Source organism: Mucilaginibacter segetis, assembly GCF_016522075.1.
GTDB lineage: Bacteria > Bacteroidota > Bacteroidia > Sphingobacteriales > Sphingobacteriaceae > Mucilaginibacter > Mucilaginibacter segetis.
Genome location: NZ_JAEHFW010000003.1, coordinates 241,360 through 262,345, shown reverse-complemented (window position 1 = coordinate 262,345; position 20,986 = coordinate 241,360). Strand labels below are relative to the sequence as shown.

General features: G+C 41.5%; 19 protein-coding genes and 1 tRNA gene. 9 read left to right on the top strand and 11 right to left on the bottom strand.

Going from position 1 to position 20,986, the window contains the following annotated elements; translation table 11 throughout:
• Nucleotides 1-160 precede the first annotated feature (160 nt).
• Nucleotides 161-233, top strand: a tRNA-Phe gene (locus I5M19_RS14870).
• Nucleotides 234-330: 97 nt separating this feature from the next.
• Here the strand turns inward: I5M19_RS14870 and I5M19_RS14865 are convergent.
• Entirely contained in the window at nt 331-957 is a 627-nt protein-coding gene (locus tag I5M19_RS14865) for a hypothetical protein (protein WP_200067147.1), read from the bottom strand.
• A gap of 390 nt (nt 958-1,347) precedes the next feature.
• On the opposite strand from I5M19_RS14865, the gene I5M19_RS14860 reads away from it, so the two are divergent.
• Nucleotides 1,348-1,767: a DUF4259 domain-containing protein gene (locus I5M19_RS14860; protein WP_200067146.1), complete on the top strand. Its 420-nt coding sequence runs from the start codon at nt 1,348-1,350 to the stop codon at nt 1,765-1,767.
• 194 nt (nt 1,768-1,961) lie between these two features.
• Here the strand turns inward: I5M19_RS14860 and I5M19_RS14855 are convergent, their stop codons facing one another.
• Nucleotides 1,962-2,444 (bottom strand): hypothetical protein, encoded by a 483-nt coding sequence (locus tag I5M19_RS14855; RefSeq protein ID WP_200067145.1) that lies wholly within the window; start codon nt 2,442-2,444, stop codon nt 1,962-1,964.
• Nucleotides 2,445-2,872: 428 nt separating this feature from the next.
• Here I5M19_RS14855 and I5M19_RS14850 point away from each other — a divergent pair, with 428 nt between their 5' ends.
• From I5M19_RS14850 to I5M19_RS18630, 3 genes are all read left to right on the top strand, one after another.
• Nucleotides 2,873-3,034: a dihydrofolate reductase family protein gene (locus I5M19_RS14850; protein WP_200067144.1), complete on the top strand. Its 162-nt coding sequence runs from the start codon at nt 2,873-2,875 to the stop codon at nt 3,032-3,034.
• Between the two features lie 322 nt (nt 3,035-3,356).
• Nucleotides 3,357-4,289, top strand: coding sequence for a manganese catalase family protein (locus tag I5M19_RS14845; protein ID WP_200067143.1), 933 nt, complete (start codon nt 3,357-3,359; stop codon nt 4,287-4,289).
• 13 nt (nt 4,290-4,302) lie between these two features.
• A complete protein-coding gene (locus tag I5M19_RS18630; protein WP_235985857.1) occupies nt 4,303-5,412 on the top strand; it encodes a DUF892 family protein in 1,110 nt (369 codons plus the stop codon).
• 134 nt (nt 5,413-5,546) lie between these two features.
• Here the strand turns inward: I5M19_RS18630 and I5M19_RS14830 are convergent, their stop codons facing one another.
• Both I5M19_RS14830 and I5M19_RS14825 read right to left on the bottom strand, forming a co-directional pair.
• Nucleotides 5,547-7,487: an ATP-binding protein gene (locus I5M19_RS14830; protein WP_200067142.1), complete on the bottom strand. Its 1,941-nt coding sequence runs from the start codon at nt 7,485-7,487 to the stop codon at nt 5,547-5,549.
• A 133-nt stretch (nt 7,488-7,620) separates the two neighbouring features.
• Nucleotides 7,621-9,975: an alpha-L-rhamnosidase-related protein gene (locus I5M19_RS14825; RefSeq protein WP_200067141.1), complete on the bottom strand. Its 2,355-nt coding sequence runs from the start codon at nt 9,973-9,975 to the stop codon at nt 7,621-7,623.
• Between the two features lie 354 nt (nt 9,976-10,329).
• Between I5M19_RS14825 and I5M19_RS14820 the strand changes: the two genes are divergently transcribed.
• Nucleotides 10,330-10,758: a hypothetical protein gene (locus I5M19_RS14820; protein WP_235985856.1), complete on the top strand. Its 429-nt coding sequence runs from the start codon at nt 10,330-10,332 to the stop codon at nt 10,756-10,758.
• 70 nt (nt 10,759-10,828) lie between these two features.
• Nucleotides 10,829-11,359 (top strand): DinB family protein, encoded by a 531-nt coding sequence (locus I5M19_RS14815; protein ID WP_200067140.1) that lies wholly within the window; start codon nt 10,829-10,831, stop codon nt 11,357-11,359.
• Nucleotides 11,360-11,369: 10 nt separating this feature from the next.
• Here the strand turns inward: I5M19_RS14815 and I5M19_RS14810 are convergent, their stop codons facing one another.
• Together I5M19_RS14810 and I5M19_RS14805 are read right to left on the bottom strand one after the other, a co-directional pair.
• The gene (locus tag I5M19_RS14810; RefSeq protein WP_235985855.1) at nt 11,370-11,747 is read right to left on the bottom strand and encodes a response regulator; all 378 of its coding nucleotides are present in this window, start codon (nt 11,745-11,747) and stop codon (nt 11,370-11,372) included.
• Nucleotides 11,722-13,320 (bottom strand): PAS domain-containing protein, encoded by a 1,599-nt coding sequence (locus I5M19_RS14805; RefSeq protein WP_200067139.1) that lies wholly within the window; start codon nt 13,318-13,320, stop codon nt 11,722-11,724. The genes I5M19_RS14810 and I5M19_RS14805 overlap by 26 nt, the downstream gene beginning before the upstream one ends.
• 93 nt (nt 13,321-13,413) lie before the next feature.
• Between I5M19_RS14805 and I5M19_RS14800 the strand changes: the two genes are divergently transcribed.
• Both I5M19_RS14800 and I5M19_RS14795 read left to right on the top strand, forming a co-directional pair.
• Nucleotides 13,414-14,814: an ATP-binding protein gene (locus tag I5M19_RS14800; RefSeq protein ID WP_200067138.1), complete on the top strand. Its 1,401-nt coding sequence runs from the start codon at nt 13,414-13,416 to the stop codon at nt 14,812-14,814.
• Between the two features lie 29 nt (nt 14,815-14,843).
• On the top strand, nt 14,844-16,502 hold the full coding sequence (locus I5M19_RS14795; RefSeq protein WP_200067137.1) for an FAD-dependent oxidoreductase: 1,659 nt from the start codon (nt 14,844-14,846) through the stop codon (nt 16,500-16,502).
• An 88-nt stretch (nt 16,503-16,590) separates the two neighbouring features.
• Here the strand turns inward: I5M19_RS14795 and I5M19_RS14790 are convergent, their stop codons facing one another.
• The 5 genes from I5M19_RS14790 to I5M19_RS14770 all read right to left on the bottom strand — a co-directional run bounded on the left by I5M19_RS14790 (nt 16,591) and on the right by I5M19_RS14770 (nt 20,909).
• Nucleotides 16,591-18,951, bottom strand: a complete 2,361-nt coding sequence (locus tag I5M19_RS14790; protein WP_200067136.1) for a multicopper oxidase domain-containing protein — start codon at nt 18,949-18,951, stop codon at nt 16,591-16,593.
• A 111-nt stretch (nt 18,952-19,062) separates the two neighbouring features.
• Nucleotides 19,063-19,446 (bottom strand): hypothetical protein, encoded by a 384-nt coding sequence (locus I5M19_RS14785; RefSeq protein ID WP_200067135.1) that lies wholly within the window; start codon nt 19,444-19,446, stop codon nt 19,063-19,065.
• 44 nt (nt 19,447-19,490) lie between these two features.
• Nucleotides 19,491-19,859 (bottom strand): response regulator transcription factor, encoded by a 369-nt coding sequence (locus tag I5M19_RS14780; protein ID WP_200067134.1) that lies wholly within the window; start codon nt 19,857-19,859, stop codon nt 19,491-19,493.
• 117 nt (nt 19,860-19,976) lie between these two features.
• Complete coding sequence (locus tag I5M19_RS14775) at nt 19,977-20,267, bottom strand: putative quinol monooxygenase (protein ID WP_200067133.1); 291 nt, start codon at nt 20,265-20,267, stop codon at nt 19,977-19,979.
• A gap of 72 nt (nt 20,268-20,339) precedes the next feature.
• Nucleotides 20,340-20,909, bottom strand: coding sequence for a thymidine kinase (locus I5M19_RS14770; protein ID WP_214653070.1), 570 nt, complete (start codon nt 20,907-20,909; stop codon nt 20,340-20,342).
• Between the last annotated feature and the right edge of the window lie 77 nt (nt 20,910-20,986).

The window sequence follows — 20,986 nt, the reverse complement described above, 5'->3', positions numbered from 1 at the left end:
CTTTCATAAATCAACAGACATGTTGATGTGGCTATTAATATGCTGAAAATGAAGCGAACACATACGTACGCTGTTAAGCGTATTAAATATTGCGTGCTAAAAATGAAAAAAAACTTTACAGAAATAAAAAAAACGCTACATTTGCAAACCTTAAACGGTCGGTATCATAGCTCAGTCGGTAGAGCAAAGGACTGAAAATCCTTGTGTCGCTGGTTCGATCCCAGCTGATACCACTAAAAGACCACCTGGTCAATTTATTTAAAAAGTTTTATAAAGCCTTCAGGAATTTTCTGAGGGCTTTTTTAGTTTTAGATAAATATTTCAATTACATCATGTCATGTAGCACTCGGCTTTCGCTTGATTTTCTGTTCTGCCAAGTTTATCATAAAGTAACTTTAAATTAGTTTCAAAGGGAGGATAGACAATGTCTCCTTCCCAATTACCAGATATTATTGGAAAGTTCTCAATAAGCTTTTTATTAAATTGATACCATCCTGGTATATCCTCGGTTAATTTAATACAATTGTTATCAGACGTAAAGATGTCAAGGCAAATTTCATCGGTAGTAATCCAGTCTTCTTTATAACAAAATACGGTATTGATGTCTATCCAATTGTAATGCACCGCGCCATTTTGCTCGTCAAAATAAAAACCTGTTGCATCATAAGTGAAGAATCCGAATTCTTCTTTTCGCGTTTTGATTTGCTCAGCAAGAATTATCCTCCCAAGTTCTGAACTATGTGTAACAAAAAGATTTTTGGAATTTAGTAAACGAATCAACGTAAAAATCCCTCCGCCACCAAAAAGAATTATTATAACCAGAAAGCTGAAAGATGAATATTTCTCTGTAGTCAAAAGTGCTATTGCCACAAATGCAAAAGAAATTACAATGAGTGCAATTTGCTTCGCTCTGCTTTCCCAGGTTACTCTTTTATTGTTAAAGATTTGTTGTGTCATAAGAGATAGAACTTTATTCAATAGTTTAAGTTGATATAAATTTACACAGTTAAAAAAGATATTTCAAGCAATCCAAGTTTATACATTAAGCTACGCTTAGTAATAGAGCGATTTCAAGCAAAGTAGACCAAAATCAATTCAGGTCTTAATCCGCTATTCTTTTTAAATCATTGAAGAAATTGTGTGTTATTAATAATTCTGCACCACAAAAAAAATTCAAAAGCCTTCGGATAAAGTTCGGAGGCTTTTTGTTTTATTTCTACTATTCTTGCATGCCCTTGCATCTGTCAAGAGCTACATACATAAATTTACACAGCTATCTTTTATTTTGTATTATCATTCCATCTTATTAGTTTCAGGGCAAATTTATTCAGCTTAAATAATTAATATATGGGCGCTTGGGGTTATGGACACTTTGAAGATGATGCCGCTTTTGACTTTATGGCAGAAGTTGAAGAATCTGACAATCCAAAAGGGTTACTCAAAAATACTTTTAAGACAGCGATTGATACTGATTACTTAGATGCTGATGCAGCCAATGCTGTAATAGTTGCAGCAACCTACGTTGACAGGCAAACACATGGAACAAAGTTTTCTGCGGTTGATGACGACGATCCCTACGATGTAGACACATTTCCTGACAGACACCCTGAGATAGATCTATCCTCACTTAAAGGAGATGCCGTACAGGCCCTACAAATAGTTTTAGGCGAAATATCTGAACTAAACGAGCTTTGGTCGGAAAATGACGAACTCTACCCTGCTTGGCGACAAGGAATAGAAAAACTTATTGATCGATTACGAGAATAAAGACCGTAAAATCAAAGATTAAGTGCAATCATCTTATCTAATTAACCACTTTAAATTCAGGTTTAAATCTTCTAATCCCTTCAAATCATAAAAGAAACGGTGTATTGTGATTAAATTTTGCACCAAAAGAAAAATTAAAAAGCCCTCCAAAAAAGTCTTCGAAGGGCTCAATATTAAATTCTGTAAAGTTTGTTTTACTTCACGGGTACAAAGCGGAATTTACTTTTTTCAAAACCGATAGGTGTTGCCGGATCAAAATAATTACGGCCCAAGTAATTAAGCACGCGGCCATAACCCATTATCAGTGTGTCGCCTTTATGCAAAAAAGCAACGGGGTTAACATATTTATTTTGCCCGGAAGGGCCGCTGCTGAATGAATAGTCGGCTCTTAAGGTATCGCCCTTAAACTCGGCCTTCATTAAAGTGCCGTCGGTAGCTTGCCTTTCAACCGTACTGGTATCACTATATTTTACACTCATTTGGCCGGATATTTTTCCGTAAGTGCCAATATCAAGCGTAAGTTTGGCGCTATCCTTTTCAAAAACGGCCAGATAGTTATGCTTACCCGGTTTAAGGTGGTTTGTAAGTTCGTCCAAATTAGCTTCAGCATGTTTAGTGCCGTGGTTGCAGCCAAATAAAATCAGCGCAAATACCGAAAGGAAAAGTAATGGTTTCATGATATAAAAATGAGTTTATAGTTTTATAAATCCTAACGCTTATTTATAATTTTGCATAACTAAATAATGTATAAAATACCCTGATATTAGCTTAACATTTTAAACGATCATCCGGTAATAATGTTTAAACTTACCATACATATGGTTCAAGCATTGATGGGTACATCGCAAAAATAGACAATAGGTGTTTCATGGTTTGAAATAGCCGACCATTATGATAAGGGAATAAGTGTTACCGAACAGGAAGTAAAAGATTTTCTAAAAACTATTGATGGTTACCTAATGGGTTCACGCACTTATGAACAAGCCCTGGAGCTTTCAAAAACACATTGATGGGTTTACGGGGATGTGCCTACTATTGTGTTAACTAACCGGAAACTACCTGTTTACAGATTAATATTGAAACTTACTCCGGCGATCTGGAAACGTTGGTAAATGAACGGCTTAAACCAAATTACAATAACGTTTGGCTGGCAGGCGGTGCTGAACTTGCCAGTGCCTTTATGCGCCTGAACTTAGCGGATGAAATAAGGCAATCAGTTTTGCCCATAATTTTAGGCGACGGAATACTTTTTTTGAAAATACCGTAAAAGAACACGCATTACATCTGAAAGATGTACGGGCTTATAAAAGCGGAATGGTTGAATTGTTACGAAATAAAAAAATAATAGCCTCGGGAAATCCCGGAACTTTAATATTCTATTATCTAAAGCGTATAATTTTCCCTAAACTTTCTATAAGCCAAACTTTACATTTAAAAATCCAATTAAGTAAATTATAAAATAATGAAATTAATTTAATTATAAGTAGAAACATTAGACATTCTTTTTAGTTGTATTAATAAGCACGATCCTCAATTTTCAAAGCGAAGTCCCTAACAGTTATTTATTAATCTTCTAAAAACAATTTACTATGTTTCATCACGTAAAAGACCTACAATTTAATGCCAGGGTATCCCGCCCTGACCCACGCTTCGCCAACCTGTTACTTGAACAATTTGGTGGCGAAAACGGCGAACTTGCCGCTGCAATGCAGTATTTTACCCAAGCATTTGGCGCAAAGATGCCGCATCCCGACAAGTATGATATGTTGATGGATATCGCTACCGAAGAATTCAGTCACCTGGAGATCGTTGGTGCTACTATCCAAATGCTGCTTACCGGTGTTAACGGCGAACTTAAGGATGCTGCAGATAATTCCGAAATTATGCAGGTAATGAATGGCAAAGCCGCTAAGGAGAACATTATTCACGCGGCGTTAACTGCTAATCCTCAGTTTGCAATTATTACAGGTGGTGGTCCCACACCACGGAACAGCCAGGGCATTCCATGGTGCGCATCGTATATCGCATCTAACGGCGACCTTACCGTGGACCTGCGAAGTAACCTTGCTTCCGAATCAAGAGCTAAACTGGTGTATGAACACCTTATGAAATTTACAGACGACCCGTACATTCATGAAACACTATCCTTTTTAATGACGCGCGAAGTAGCCCATTATAAAATGTTTGAAGCCGCTTTAGAGAGCATTCAACCTAATTTTCCACCGGCTGTTTTAGCTGCTGATCCGCGTTACCTGCAACAGGCATATAATTTATCCGAAGGTACGGTCCGTGGTCCGTGGAACGAAGGGGAGATCAAAGGCATGGGTAAGGAGTTTGATTATATAGAAAACCCTGTTGCTTATGTACGCGAAACCGAAGGGCAAACCAAATTACCGAAAGGTGCCGACAAGGATCTTAAGGCAATGGAAAAAAAGAACACTGAAATGAGTGAGCTTAAAAGCAGCGAAGTAAAGAAAACGGATCCGCAAGGCGTTGCCCAATGGAGCGATTATAAAAACTAATACACATAAACCTATGGAAATCTCTGAAAAATCAATAGAAGTGATCAACGATCTGATCGAGATCAATAACGATCGCGTAAAAGGCTTTGAAAAAGCTGTAAGCGAACTACAGGAACAGAACAATACTGCCCTGAATTTTTTATTTAACAAACTCGCGGGCGAGAGCCGCGATAACGCCATCGAGCTAAGCAGCCTTGTACAGCAAAGCGGCTATGAACCGGCGGACGGAACAAGTGCATCCGGTACCCTGCACCGCGCCTGGATAGATATTAAAAACACTTTTACCGGAAGCGATCTGGAAGCTATTTTAAATGAGTGCGAACGCGGCGAGGACGCTATAAAGTCGGCTTACCGTACCGCACTTGACCCTGAGAATGGTTTAAGCCCGGATATAGTGCAGGTACTACAAACCCAGCAGATGAGTATAAACGAAGGGCACGATCTTATCAAATCTCTGCGCGACCAGATAGCATCTTTTGATGATGAGGAGAATGACATTGTAGATGAAGATTCATCCTACGACGAACCATTAAATGAATACGATAGTGAGGATGAATATGAGACTGAGGGCTTTGATGAAGAAGAGGCATGGCAAGATGAACCATCAACCGGCACAGGCAATTCCAAGTTAATGGAATTTTTTGTGAATGAACTAAAAGACCTGCTTTGGGCCGAAAAGGAGTTAGTAGACACACTACCCGATATGGCTGAAGCAGCAACTACCGTCGAATTAAAAAACGCATTTAACAACCATTTAGCGGAAACAGAAAACCATGTGACCCGGTTGGAGCAAATCTTTAGTATTTTAGGGTTGGAGCCTGACACCACAAAATGTGATGCTATGGCAGGCATAGTTGACGAAGGCGACGAGATCATTAGTGATACAGAAGAAGGTACAGCTCAACGGGATGTAGGCCTTATATTTGCCGGTCAAAAAGCGGAGCATTACGAAATTGCCTCGTATGGCGGTATGGTGAGCCTTGCTAAAACCCTGGGTTATTATGATGTTGCTGAAATACTAAATGAAACACTGGAAGAGGAAAAAACGGCGGATGCGCTGTTAACCGAGATTGCAGAAAATCATGTAAACTACGACGCCAGTACCGAACCATTGGAAGACTAACATAATAATAATAATTAAAGCTGCCCCAAAAAGGCGGCTTTAATTATTTGGAACAATGGCGAAAACCCATTCTTCCTTATTATATGTAATAGCCACAATTCATCTGAAAGCCGGATACTTTAAATTAATCTTATTTATGCTGCCGGCATCGCTATAAAAAAAGTGGTGCCTTTACCTTCTTCGCTTTCCAGCCATATACGGCCGTGGTTGGCCTTAATAAAATCTTTTGTAAGTAAAAGGCCCAAACCACTACCTTGTTCCTTTTTTGTGCCATAGTTTACCTTAATGTTGCTGGTGAGGAAAACTGCCTGTTGCTCTTTACTGATGCCTACCCCCTTATCCCTTACTGAAAAAATCACTTCCTGTGCATCAGGAGTTTGAGCAGCAACCTCTATTTCTCCTCCCTCGTAACTGAACTTAATAGCATTTGAAAGCAAATTCCGAACAATAAATTCAAAATGATCGGCATCGGCGTGTATCATTAACTTAGATGGCAATTGGGTATTAAGCCGGATATTCTTTTGCGCCGCCTGCTGACTTAGCAAATGGATGCTGCGTTCTACAATGGGCCGAACCTGAAAATCTGATGGATTTACCTTAACCCCCTGCAATTGTGATTTTCCCCATTCAAATAGTGCCTTCAATAATTCGAGCGAAGCACTTGTTTGTATGCGCAGTTCGGCTATCATACTTTTCATCTCTTCAGGGGTAAATTCTTCTGTCTCCATCATCTCGAATAACTGAGCGGCACTGCCTGCCGGCCCTTTCAGATCATGCCCTACTACCGAGAACAAAGTATCTTTCACCCGGTTAGAGTTGATCAGTTCTTCATTCAATTTTTTAAGTTCCCCATTCAATCGTTTTACCTTGCGCAGGTACAGCCAAAGTATTACTAAAAATACAATAACAACAAAAGCCAATATCAGCACCAAATGTAGTTCCGCCCTTTCCACCCTATTTACCTGCTCCAGGTTTTTTGTTTTTTCGCGCGAACGTTCTAACACGTAACTGCTATCCAGCGCAGCAATCTCCTTAACAGTATCAGCATCCAGCAAACTATCAATCAAACTGTGTTCTTCGGTAAGGGCGCTCATAGCCTCTTTATAGTTTTTTTGCTGTTGATAAATACCGGCAAGGGCTTCATAAATGCGCGCCTCCAGTTTAGGCTCATGCAGGGTACGGGCAATTTTCAGCGCCTGCTCCAAATCCTGTATACTGGTGCCGGCATCTTGCTTTTTAAGTACGCCTGCAATACCTATCAATGCCTCCGCCTGTTCGTTAGGCTGATTATATCGCTTAGCTTCGCTCAAAGCCTGCTTATATACTTCCAAAGCCTTAACCATTTGCCGGTCATCTGCTAAAACATGTCCTTCATCGTTGAGTAAACGCACCCCCCCTGATGGTTCTCCTTGCTTTTTACCTTTCCGTATACCCGTTTCCAGGTAATGCAGCGCGGTGGAACTGTCACCTTTTTCCTGGTAAAGCTTACTTATTTTTTCGAGCAGTACAAAATAGGCTTCGGGCTCGTGGTGGCGATGTTCATACTGGGTAAGGGCGCGCAGATACCAACTTAGTGCTTTTTCGCGCTCACCATTTTCTTCGGCAGTTTTACCCATGCCCTCATAAGTTTCAATTAGCCCGCTGCTATCATGGCTATCCTGATAATATTTTAGAGCCTTGTTAAAATTTTGCGTGCTTCCGTCCAATATGCCTAATTGGTCGTAGGTGTGTGCAACTCCCGCGGCATCTTGCAGCCTGCGATACAGGCCCAGTGCTTCGTTATAAAAACTACGTGCAAGTTCGGTATGGTGGTGCAGCGCGTTGATATTACCCAGTGTTACCATCAACGAAGCTTGACCCTGACGGTCATTACGCTGCTCGGCAAGGCGCATGCCTTCGTTAGCAAAATGAACGGCAGAATCAGGTTCTGTAGCAGCGTATCCCTGCGCTATGGTGCGATATAGTGCTACCTTTTCATTATCCGGTGCTGTTTTAAGACTGGCCAATGCTGAGGCTTGTTGTTGTGCAAAAGCCGGTAACGAAAAAAAACAAATAAGAACAAATAAATAGCGCATAAAACAGGGGGTTTAAAACATTTTTACGTAAAACGCCTGAATAAGTTTTTAAAACCATCCCCGAAGCCGCCTAAAATCCGCTACCTATTTACATTCCCTAAAGTTGTATTGCCCTATTTTCATAACTGCAACACTATATCACCAATGAATTTGCACCTGCTTTAAGTGAATACGTTTTCCCCTTCCAGATGAATATGCCTGTTGTACTTTGTGGCAGACTGATGCTGATGTTCCATTTACCTTTGCTTAACAGGTAGCTCACCGCAACTTTACCATCAGGGTGAGGTATCTCTCCGCTAACTTTAGTTATTGTTCCCAAATGAGGCTCAATCTTTATTTTACTGAACCCCGGAGCATAACTATCTATCCCTAATACTGTTCTGAAAAATTCAATATTAGGACTTGCACCCCAGGCATGGCAATCAGACCGGGTGGTCTCCAGGTCGGAGTATTCGGCCCAGGTGGTAAGACCCATTTTGATGTTATCGCGCCAGATACCCAACCAATTCATATAATCGTTGCCTAAACCTGCCTTTACCAGTGCCTGATGCAGGTAATATTTAAAGTATACGGTACATTGCGTTAAAGTGGTGTCCGTAAGCATATTGTGTGCTACGGCAGCCATATCGGCATCGTTTACTACACCGGTGAGTATAGCCAATGAATTGGCGTGTTGGGAATATCCCTTTTTCTCTTCGGTATCAGCATAAAGCTTTTTAGCCGGATCCCAATATTTACGTTTGATGGTGGCCTTTAACTGCGCAGCCTTTTGGTTATACAGATCAGCATAAACCTGCAAACCAATTTTCGCTTCCATTTGTGCAGCCCACTCGTATGCCCAAAGTAACTGCAAATCGTAAATAGCCGCGCTGCCATCTTTACCTTTAGGTCCCCAGCCCATATCTCCCGCCCAGTCAACAAATGTCCAGTAGGGCAGGTTTTTCAGGGAACCGTCTGCTTGCTGAAATTTACTGAAGAATTCTAATACGGCCCGCTCCCCGGTTAGTTTGCTTTTTATAAAATCGTTATCATTCCGGTACATCCAGTAATCGTGCAGCATACCTATATACCACAGCGAAAATGTAGATATGATCTGTGTGCTATGCGTAGGATAACGACTAAGTGTAACCCCCTCGGTTAAGCGGGAGTGATCCATCAGGTTAATAGCATTACGCGCCAGCCGGTCGTCGCCACTGTAGTAGTATGATATCATGGCCTGTATACGGGTATCTCCAATGTATTGCAATTGCTCGTAATAAGGGCAATCGGTATAGGTTTCCCAGGCATTTAACCGTGCGGTGCGCCAGCCAATATCCAGCATCTTTGTTATTTCGGTATCATCGGTGTTAAAAACCGCGGTTTGCTTAAAAGGATACGCGGTAAACGTACCGTATATATCATTAATTACTAACGGATCGTTTTGGGTATGCACAATAAGGCGTATGTAACGATAAGTACGGAAGTTAAGGGTAGTATATGACTGTTCTTCACTTCCATCGGCCAGCAGGCTGTCTATCCGCCCAACAAACACTTTTCCATCCACCTCATTACGATTGCCTTTGCGTGTACCGTTACTGCCCTTTTCGTAAAGCGACTCGGCGTAGCCTATTGAAATACCCGCACCTTTGCCGCCGCTAAAATTTAAAGTTACGTAGGCGTTTGTTTCATAAGTTTGATCGAGCAGTAAAGTAACTGTGGTATTTGCGGGAACTGTAACAGCTACCTTTTTTGCAGGAAAATCTGCCGGAACCGACATGCCGGTTGCTATACGTAGTTTAGGGATACGCTGATATTTAAGTTCCATAGGCGGAATAGATGAAGGCACCAGTTCCCACGCTAAACCGTCAGACATGCCCTTAAGCTTACCATCAAATAACACTGCGGCCTTTTGCCATGCGCTGTCATTAAAATTGGCGGCTTTCCAATCGCCCTTAATAGTACGGTCCATTACTACCATTTCGCCTTTGGTGGCTGCAAAAAAGAAACCCGGCACGGGTACATGCCCATAATCGCGGATAGATTTCCACGTGTTGTTGGTATTTAATATTTCTTCGGCCGGGGAATCTCCCTGTAAAATAAAAGCGGTTCGCACGGTGATCTGCGCTTCGGGACGGTACTGCGCCTCGTTCCAAACTAATGCCGATATCAAATTGTTGCCGGCTGTTAAATACGGCGCAAGATCAACCGTTTCATAGTTCCAGTAATAGGTATCGCCACGTGCGGGCCCTAAGGAAACCAGCGCACCATTAACATACAATTTGTACCTGTTATCTGCCGATACATGAACAATGAACGAAGTAGGTTTTTTTGCCAGTTCTACACTTTTGCGGAAATAAAAAATGCCGTAGTTAGTACCCGTATCACTCTGCGTAGTTATCCACTGGGCGTTCCACGGCCTTTCATTATTTGGCGCACTATAGGATTGTGCGTAACCTGTATTACTGATCCCTAAACAGGAAATTACAAAAAAAATAAAAAGATGTCTCATACTAATTGGTCAGGTAAATTGGCAGAAGTTACCTCCGGCATATAAACAGGATAAAGATAATTTCTTAAGAGACTAAAATAAGAGTTTAGACCTTATCAACTGTTATGCACTGTGCCTATAGTGGTATAGATGGCTTGTTTCCTATTATTGAATTTATCCGCACGGATATTAGGCTAATGTTGATGATTCTCCCGTCCTCGTCTATCGCGTTTTATAAACCGCTGGTTTATGTTTTATTGGGGTATATGCCATAATGTTATACCCTTTTTACAAACAATTAAGCAATATGAATGTCTTTATAATATAATTATATATACGCATATCAATGCTTAATTCTAATTACCTTATAATAAAATGCTTCAATTAAAAATCACAAGATCAATACTTTGTACGCTGTTCATATTATTTACGCTTACTTCATGCTCTAAAAAAATAACTTTTCAAAAGTCTACAGTAGTACCTGCTGCCGAAGGGCGGGTAAAAATAGATAAGGATGATAACGGCAATTACTCGGTTAATGTAAAGGTGAATAACTTGGCAAAACCTTCGCGCTTACAACCCGAACGTAAATTATACGTTGTTTGGATGGAGACAGAAAATAACGGCATTAAAAATCTGGGCAGGTTAAAAAGCAGCAGTGGTTTTTTCTCTGATGATCTGGAAGGTTCGTTATCTACCATTTCTCCTTTTAAGGCTAAACGGGTTTTTATAACCGCGGAAAATGAATCGAACCTGCAATATCCGGGTAGTATAGTGGTGTTATCTACTTCTGATTTTAATTAGGTACTGCACAGTATGATAAAAAAAATGATATCTTCATGGTATAAACGCCTGCTTTAACCGGCTATTTACTATGAAAATTATCCGATCTTTTATACTCACATTTATATTATTTATCACTGCATTGTGTTCGGTTAAAGCCCGTACTACCGATAGCCTGGAAACAGAACTTGCCCGCAAATGGGCAAACAGTAAGGCTTATGCATTAAAAATGGCAGAATTAATGCCCGAAAAAGATTACGATTTTAAACCCGTTGCCGAGGAAATGAGTTTTAAAGAACAGCTTTTGCATATTGCTGATAATATGAAATGGCTGGTATCATCATACCTTAAGGTTGATGTGCCCAAAGCAAAGCCTGATGCCGTTAAATTAAATAAAGCCGATGTAATTAAAATAATTGCGGATGCTTATGATTACGGCTTAAAAGCACATTACACGCTTTCGCCTGCCCAGCTCAACGAAAAAGTATCGTTTTTTGCCGGACCGCTTACCCGCAGGCAAATACTTATATTAATGCATGACCATCAAACCCACCATTTAGGACAGCTAATTGTTTACCTGCGTTTAAAAGGTATTAAGCCCCCGGATTATGTGGGCTGGTAATAAGTGGTAGTTACGATGCCAGCTTTTGCACATCGTTCACCAGCTGATCCAGATCAAATGGTTTGGCAATAAACCCATTAGCCCCCGCTTCATCCGCAATATGTTTACCTTCCCTGCTGGCAGAGATTATTATTACCGGTAGTTTATCAGTTTCCGGATTTTTACGCAATGTACGTAACACCTGATCGCCTGATAATACGGGCATCCATAGATCAAGCAATACCAGATCGGGCTTTTGTTTATCAATAGCCTCGTATATCTTAAGGCTGTTGCTAACAACTATAACATGGTAACCGGCATCTTCCAAAACAATCTCCAACATATCCAGTATACCTTCATCATCATCACAAACAAGTATTGTTTTATTCAGCATTACCCACCCTTTCATTAAGCGGTAATGTAAAGCTAAAGGTAGAACCTTTGCCCGGTTCGCTCTCTACCCACAATGAGCCGCCGTGGTTTTTTATCACCTGTTCACAAACGTACAAGCCAATCCCCATTCCCGGAAATTGCTGCTGTATCTCCCCTACACGATAAAACCGCTCAAAGATCCTCTTCTGATTCTCCATACTAATACCCATTCCGAAGTCTGTAACCGAAAGTTTAAGGTAATCACTCACTTTTGAAAGATAAACTACCACCTCTTTTTCATCAGGTGAATATTTTATTGCGTTAGATAACAGGTTGTTTACCACCTGTATAATGTTTGACTCATCGCCCGAAAAACTATTGGTAGCACTGCCTTTTACTACAATCTGATGCGTTTTTGTTGCAGATTGAATGTGCTCCACTGTTTCATGTACCATTTTATCAAAATCAAATACCTCTTTATGCAGCTCAATATTTCCGGTCTGAATTTTTGATACATCAAGCAGTTCTGCAATAAGGTGGTTAAGCCGCTCAATATAAACACTTGTTTTATTCAGTAACGATCTGAATTTCTCCTCAGCATCCTTAGGTATTATACGCTGCATCATTTGCACATACCCTTTTATGGTAGTAAGCGGTGTTTTCAGTTCGTGACTGGCAATCGACAGAAAATCATCCTTACGTCTTTCTATTTCGCGCCTGTCGGTAATATCTTCAATAGCTAACAATATACGGTCTTTAAACTGCCCTTCAAGCTCTATCCGATGGGCATTCAGCAACATTAATTTTTTGCCTATATGTGGGAAATCATGCTCAACCTCAAACTCCTCAACCGGATTATTGGTAGGCAATATATTTTCGAGCAGTTCCCTTAATAAAGGAATATCCCATTGGCGGTTACCCAGGTCGTAAAGCATTTTACCTTCGGTTTCTTCCTTATTAACTTTAAAAACCTTTAAAAAATGTTCATTTACACTTAATACTCTAAAATCTTTATCCAGTACAATAAGGCTTTCGCGAACAGTTTGCACAATACTGGCCAGGTAGTCTTCACTCTCTTTAAGGCTTTGCGTACGTTCTTCTATACGCCTTTCCATTAATTCGTTATTACTGCGCAGCTCCAGTTCAGCTTTTTTTCTGCGTGTAATATCGTTCTGTACACCAATAAAATAGTTGACATTGCCTTTTTCATCCTTTATGGGCGACATATACAATTCATTCCAGAAAAGCGTACCGTCCTTTTTATAATTACGTATCTCCACCACACAAGAAATTCCCTTTTCAATGGCTTCCCTTAGTTGCAAACGTTGCCTTTGGTTACGGTCATCTTTCTGCAAAAACCGACAATTATGTCCTATAATATCACGGCGTTTGTAGCCCGATATTTTTTCAAATGCACTGTTACAGTAAATAATAGGATTGTCCGGCTGGCGGTTATCAGTTAAAATAATGCCTGAAATTGAGGCGTTTAGCGCCCTAACTAAAAGATTAAGGTCTTGTTCTATAGTCCCTTCCGAAAATGAGAATTCGCCTTTATTAAAATTGTCCAATGTTGTACTAAAATTTTTTTTAAGATATAAAATAATTTTCATGCCAAATTGTTTTGTTCACTTTGTTATAGCTTTAACAATACTCTATATTTGATACGGCGGCCCAATGGATGCGCCTGCTTATTTGCCTTAAAAATGAATAACCTAACGCCCCAACAACTAAAGGCCATACCTGCTCTGAAAGATGTACCTATTGATCAGTTACAATGGTTTATTAATGAAGGTGTTGTAATTGAACTGGAAGAAGGCGAAAGGCTTTTTAACACCGGCGACCCGATTAATAATACCTTTATTATTTTGGAAGGACGAATACGCATGTGCGCTGTACAAAACGGCAAATTGCGCGAGATAACCGTTGTGGATAAGGATGGCATATCCGGCTATCTTCCTTTTTCAAGGGCCAACAAGGCTATTGGCTATGGCGAATGTGTAAAAAAAGCAAGGATATTTAAGTGCGCTGCCGATAAAGTAAACGCCGGAATAAAATTACATTATGAGCTTACGGAAGCATTAGTGCATATTATGACCAGCCGCGTACGCGATTTTACCTCCCTGCAACAACAAAACGAAAAAATGTTTGCCCTGGGTAAGCTATCTGCCGGGCTGGCACATGAACTGAATAACCCTGCGGCGGCCATTAACCGGGGCGCCTCGGCTTTAAAAGACAGGATACAACGTATGCCCGATATGTTTAAAGCCACAGCCGGGCTTAACATTCTTCCCGAAAAAATTGACAGGATACACCATATTTTGCAACATAAACTTACTGATACTAATCAGCCGGTTTTAAGTATGCTGCAAATGGCCGACCGGGAAGACGAACTTACCGACTGGCTGCTTGACCACGATATCAGCGAGTTGGATATGGCTGAGAATTTTGCGGGTTTCGGCTTTACCCCCGCGGATATGGAGCATTTAAGCAGTTGCACGCCCGCCCCACAGTTAAACGTGGTACTTAAATGGATGAACAATTATCTGCTTGCCGAAAAATTGGTAGCAGATATTACCCAATCGTCGCATCAGATATCGGAACTGGTAAGCTCTGTTAAAACCTTTACCCATATGGATAAGGCTACAGATAAACAATTACTGGATATACATGCCGGTATACGCAACAGCCTTACTATGCTCAATTATAAGTTAAAAAAGAACAGCATTACTATAAAAGAGGAGTTTGACCTTACCCTGCCTGAAGTAAAGGCATTGGCGGGTGAAATGAACCAGGTATGGACCAATATTATTGATAATGCCATGGATGCCATGGAAACAAATGGTAAGGGCATCTTGGAAATTACTACCCGGCTGGATGGTGAATTTGTTTGTGTTTACATTAAAGATAACGGCCCGGGTATCCCTGCGGATATACAATCAAAAATATTTGATCCGTTTTTTACCACAAAGGATATGGGCAAAGGAACAGGACTGGGGCTTGATGTTGTTACCAGGATAATACGCCAGCATAACGGAACGGTTAGGGTAACGTCAGAACCGGGGAATACGGTATTTACGGTGTGTTTCCCGCTAACGGATAATTAATATACAAATTTATCATTTACAAAAAGATAATGAATCTACCTATCATATTTGCCATTGATGATGACCTGCAGGTACTTAGGGCGATAAGTCGGGACCTGAAAACACATTACCGGCAGCATTACCGTGTATTAAGCACCTCATCTGTACAGGAAGCTTTAAGCAGTTTGTTAGAATTAAAAAATAAAGGCGAAACGGTGGCGCTATTTATATCGGACCAGCGTATGCCCGAAATGGAAGGCGTAGATTTTCTGTGTAAAACCACTCAGTATTTCCCGAATGCCAAGCGCGTATTACTTACCGCTTACGCCGATACCGATGCTGCTATAAAGGCCATTAATGATGTTAAGCTGGATTATTATTTAACCAAACCCTGGGACCCGCCCGAAGAAAAACTATTCCCGGTTATTACCGATCTGCTGGAAGACTGGCAGGGTAACTACCGGCCGGATTTTAAGGGGATAAAAGTAATTGGGTATCAGTTTTCTCCAAAATCGCATTACATTAAGGAATTCTTGTCGGGTAACCTGGTGCCCTATTTATGGATGGATGCCAATACCGATGAAGCCAAAAAAGTGATTCAGCTAAATAACGTGGAAGTAAAGGATCTGCCGGTTATTATCTTCGACGACGGAACCCTGCTTAAAACCCCGGCAGTTATTGATATTGCCGGAAGGATAGGCCTTAACCCATCGGTAAAAAACGAACTGTACGACGTGGTTATTATAGGCGCAGGCCCGGCTGGCCTTGCCGCTTCGGTATACGGCTCATCCGAAGGATTAAAAACCCTGCTGATAGAAAGAAAGGCCCCCGGAGGGCAGGCAGGAACCAGTTCAAGGATAGAGAACTACCTTGGGTTCCCGGCCGGGTTGAGCGGTGCGGATCTTACGCGGCGCGCTATTACCCAGTCCACCCGGTTTGGCACCGAATTTCTATCACCGCAATCGGTAAAGCAGATCAAGCTTAAAGACAGCTATAAAATAGTGGTATTGGATAATGATACCGAGATAGTTACCCGGGCTATAGTAATTACTACGGGGGTTGATTACCGGCAGCTTACTATTCCCGGCGTTGAGAAATTTACGGGCGCAGGTATTTATTACGGAGCCGCAATGACGGAAGCCGCCTCCTGTAAAGACCGTACGGTTTATATTGTAGGCGGGGGTAACTCCGCAGGGCAGGCAGCTATGTACCTTTCCAAATTCGCTAAGGAGATTTTTATATTGATTAGGAAGCCTAATCTTGCGGAAACCATGTCGTCCTACCTTATTGACCAGATAGGCGGTGTCAGCAATATAACCCTTATGCCATGCAGCGAAATAACCGAAGCCACTGGCGAAACCTCACTGGAGCAATTAAAGATCATGGATCTGAAAAGCGGAGAAACACGTATTGTTAACGCCGATGCCCTGTATATTTTTATAGGCGCCAAACCCTATACCGAATGGCTGGGGAAAGAAATTATTAAAAACAATAAAGGTTTTGTAGAAACCGGCAGGGATTTAAATACCTGCGAGGATTTTACCAGGATATGGAAAACCAATCGCGATCCGTATTTACTGGAAACCAGTTGCCCCGGTATTTTTGCAGCGGGTGATGTACGCGCAGGCGCCATGAACAGGGTAGCATCAGCAGTGGGCGAGGGTTCAATGGCCATTAGCTTTGTACATAAATACCTGAACGAGGTTTAGCATAGCATTAGCTAATAAATCAAATAACACTTAATTTAAAAAGCCTGAACTATAATAGTACAGGCTTTTTACTTTTTTAAACCGGGAATTAATAAATTAAAGAAAGCCCTCCGCCAAAACCATACTGGTTATCATAACTGGCAGACAGCGCAAAGTTTTTAGCCAGTATGTAAGATGTACCGAACTGATATTCGTTGTCGGTATTGTAGGAAAGCCCCAGTCTTACCCTTGAGGTGACCGGGATATCCTGCCGACCTATCATAAAGCGCACCCGGCCTTTATGGCTTATCCGCAGATCGGTCTGTAAAAACAATGGCAGTAAATAACGCAGCCCTACAACCCCTATCTGTTCACCATCCTTACCTGTAGGATTCCCTTTTACATCGTCACTAAAATCGCCACCCACATAGGCCGCTAAATATTGGCGATGATCCAGATAGCGTTGAAAACGTGGCTCAAACTCATACCGTCCGTCATAGCTTACGCGGAAATCGATATTGGACTCGTAGCGGGTGTTGGAATAGAACCAATCGCCGGTTATTACCTGCGACTGCAAAGCAGCCTCGCCCCATAAAAACCAATGCCGGTCATCGTTTATCAAAGGATTTGACGGCTGATATTGCGCTACCTCCTCATTACTTGGCGTATCAGCGTAACGTACTACGCGTGCCATACCGCCCATCATGTGGTAAAGCACATGGCAATGGAAAAACCAATCATGCGCGGCATCGGCTTCAAATTCTATCACCTGCGTTTTCATGGGCTCCACGCTAACGGTATGTTTTAATGGCGAATAATCGCCCTGTGCATTCAACACCCTGAAAAAATGACCGTGAAGGTGCATAGGATGTTCCATCATAGTGGTATTGTGTATAACAAACCTAACCCTGTCACCTTTTTTCACCAGTAAACGGTCCGCTTCGGACAGTACCTGATTATTTATAGACCAAACGTACCGCAGCATATTACCGGTAAGGTAAAGCTGGTAGGTACGCACCGGATGGGTATCATCAATAACGGTAGCCTTGTTTGCCTTCAGCATATCATAAGTAAGTATTTTACCTTCGCCACCCATGCTCAGCATCATGGAGCCGCCATGCCCTATTTTTACCCCCTTACCGTCATCCGGCATTTTCATATCCTGCATGTCCATGCCATCCATATCATCTTTGGCAATATCCATTTTCATGTTATCCATTTTATGCATATCATGTTTCATGGCAGAGGTATCCGCTTTCATTTTCATATCGCCCATATTCATTCCACCCATATCCATACCTTCCATTTTTGAGGGTGCCCCTAATTGCAATCCGTCGTTCTTTACCTTATCGGATGATACGGCACCCATCATCATCCCGCTCATCATGCTCATTTGTTTGTTCATGGTATGCATCATTTTAAAATAGGGCACTTTCGGAATATCAGACGCATTAAAGGTTTGCCCGGATCCAACATACGCCGACACCTTCCCCGATACATCCTGTGCGGTAGCCCTGAATTCGTAGCGGCCGGTTTCAGGAATAGTGATAAGCACATCATAGGTTTCGGCAATGCCGATAAGTAGTTTATCAACTACCACAGGTTTCACCGCCAGTCCGTCGGCCGCCACCACGGTCATTTTCCCGCCGGCAAACTGCATCCAAAAATAGGTGGATGATGAGCCGTCTATCAGCCTCAGCTTAACAGTTTGCCCGGGTTTAAATTTAGACAGATCGACACCCGTTGTACCGTTCACCAAAAAGCGGTCGTATTTTACATCAGAAATATCCATAGCGGGCATACGCATCCATTCCTGTTTCAGCTTATCCGAAAAGTAACCTTTGGATGCCGCCTCGCCATAACTTTGCACCGAGCCTTTTTGTATAGCGAACCAGTCGGTTTCGCGTTTAAGCATGCGCAGTACCTCATGCGGTTTAGTATTTGTCCAATCAGAAAAAAGCATCACCTGCTCCGGGTAATCCGTTGCTTTAGTTTGCGGCTGAATAACGATAGGGCCATAAAGCCCGGATTGTTCTTCTAAACCCGAATGGCTGTGATACCAGTAAGTACCCGTTTGCCGTAGCGGAAATATAAAAACATGGTCGGTATTGGCTTTTATAGGCGCGGTAGTTAAATATGGCACCCCATCATATTTATTAGGGATTATTATACCGTGCCAGTGTAAGGAAGCATCAACCTTCATGCGGTTATGTACGGTAATGTAAGCGGTATCGCCTTCGGTAAAGCGTAATACCGGTCCGGGAATTTGGCCGTTTATAGCCATAGCATGCGCAGGCTTCCCCGCATAATTTACTGTTGTATCGGTAATGTACAGGTCATATACCACCCGTTTGCCGGGCTTTATTTCATGATCGTTTAAGGTAGAGGTGCTGCTTTTAATAACGCCGTTTTGCGCGCGCAAACCCGCAAAAGCGCATGTTAAAATTACAATGGAGAGTATCTTTTTCATTGAGGGAGAGATATAAATAGTTAGCGTATACAAATAGCTATACACAAGCCAAAAGCATGCGGATAGCATAATAAATGTTGTTGCCTTAATTGACAACCTTACTACTAAAATTTATATCAATAACGAATGCGACTGAAGGGCAATGAGCTTACCGGCTTTGCCCGGAGGTGCTTTATCGCTTTTAAGAACCGAATATGATAAGCGTATTACATGTCTGTCTAAAAAAGAGGGGATTATAACGGGCAGGTCGGCAACTATATTTAAAGCATCGAACTGGAAACCCGTTTTTATATTTTGTTTGATCTGGAAACTGCCATGAGTTTTGCAGCAGTCGGGTTTGGTTTGCTTTCCAGCATGCATGCCCATAGCATGTGCCATATGCATTGCCGGTTGTTTAGAAAATCCCCAGGCTGCGCAATGAACAAGGCACACAAACATACCTGTACTAAGTACAAGGTAAAATGCTGCCATGCTTAAAGCTCCGAGTTTCTTCATTTATTTACCTGTGCCAAATTTACAGAAAAGGGTATTCAGAATAATTATTTGATATGCCTTTTTACAATAGCCACAAGATCCGAAAGATCAAACGGCTTTTTAAGGTATGCATCCGCAAGACCTGCCTCGGCTATTTCTTTAACATTGCTTACTGCCGAAATAATAATAATGGGAATATGTTTTGTTTCTGCATTTGATTTAAGTTCGCGGCTCAATTGCTGCCCGCTGGCATCGCTGGCCCAGTCTGTCAGCCAGTTATCAAGCAATATCAGATCCGGATTGTGCTTATCAAGCGCCTTTAATATCCTGGAATTTTCAGAAGATATTACTTCATATCCCTCCTGCTCCAGGGCATAGGTCATGGTGTCCCGGATATCCTTATCATCTTCAATAACTAAAATTTTTTTGCCCATAACATCATACCCTGATAATTACCATCCGCATACATAAATATGCTGACGGAATGACTATAATAATATAACAGCCAATGCTAAATAATTGTTTAACTGATGACTGTTAAAATTTTAACCTTATACCAATCTGGTGAGTATTTTAACCTTTGCAGGTTTATCTAATAACACCGGCGATATATGCACAAAATATTTATAATGCGGGGTTTCCATATGAGCACTAAGGGAGTCCTCATTGTTCCACTCCTCTTTTATCACATAGTTTACAGGATCATCCTTATACTGGTAAAGCTCGTACGCCACACACCCCGGTTCCTTTACAGAGGCTTCCACCAGTTTTTTCAATTCGGTATCAAACGCTCCTTCCGCATCCTTTTTACAGCAGAGGGAGGCAAGCAGGCAAACACTCATGATATTATTTTATCAGTTAACTACTAATAACTGATGATTGTTTAACACCTTTTGTAAAATTACTGTTATTATTCAGCTTTTAAAACAGTTTCTGCAGCGCGGCTCGTAGCTTTCCTTTTCGCCCAGTAATATTTTACTTTCATCGGGTACTAAACGGTAGGAGTACATGGCTGCACTTCCGCATTTAACACATACGGCATGTAACTTGGTAACCGACTCGGCTATAGACATAATCTGTGGCATAGAGCCAAACGGACGACCTTTAAAGTCCATATCAAGCCCGGCTACTATAACACGCACGCCATTATTGGCAAGAGCGGTACAAACTGCCGGTAATTCATCATCAAAAAACTGAGCCTCGTCAATACCTACAACCTGTATATCATCAGCCAGGGGCAGTATAGATGCGGCGTTATCAACAGCTTTAGAGGGGATAGAATTAAGATTATGCGATACCAGGGCGCTTTTATCATAACGTGTATCGGCCACGGGACTAAATATCTCTACATGTAATTTGGCTATACGCGCACGGTTTATCCGGCGTATCAGTTCTTCGGTCTTACCCGAAAACATCGATCCGCAAATCACCTCAATACTTCCGCCAATCTCACTTTTTCTTTTAAAAACTTCCTCGTTATACAATATCTCAAACTTTTGTGAACGGCTAATATCAGAATTTTATGCTATTTTTGATAAGCAATTTTTCTAACATCTATAAG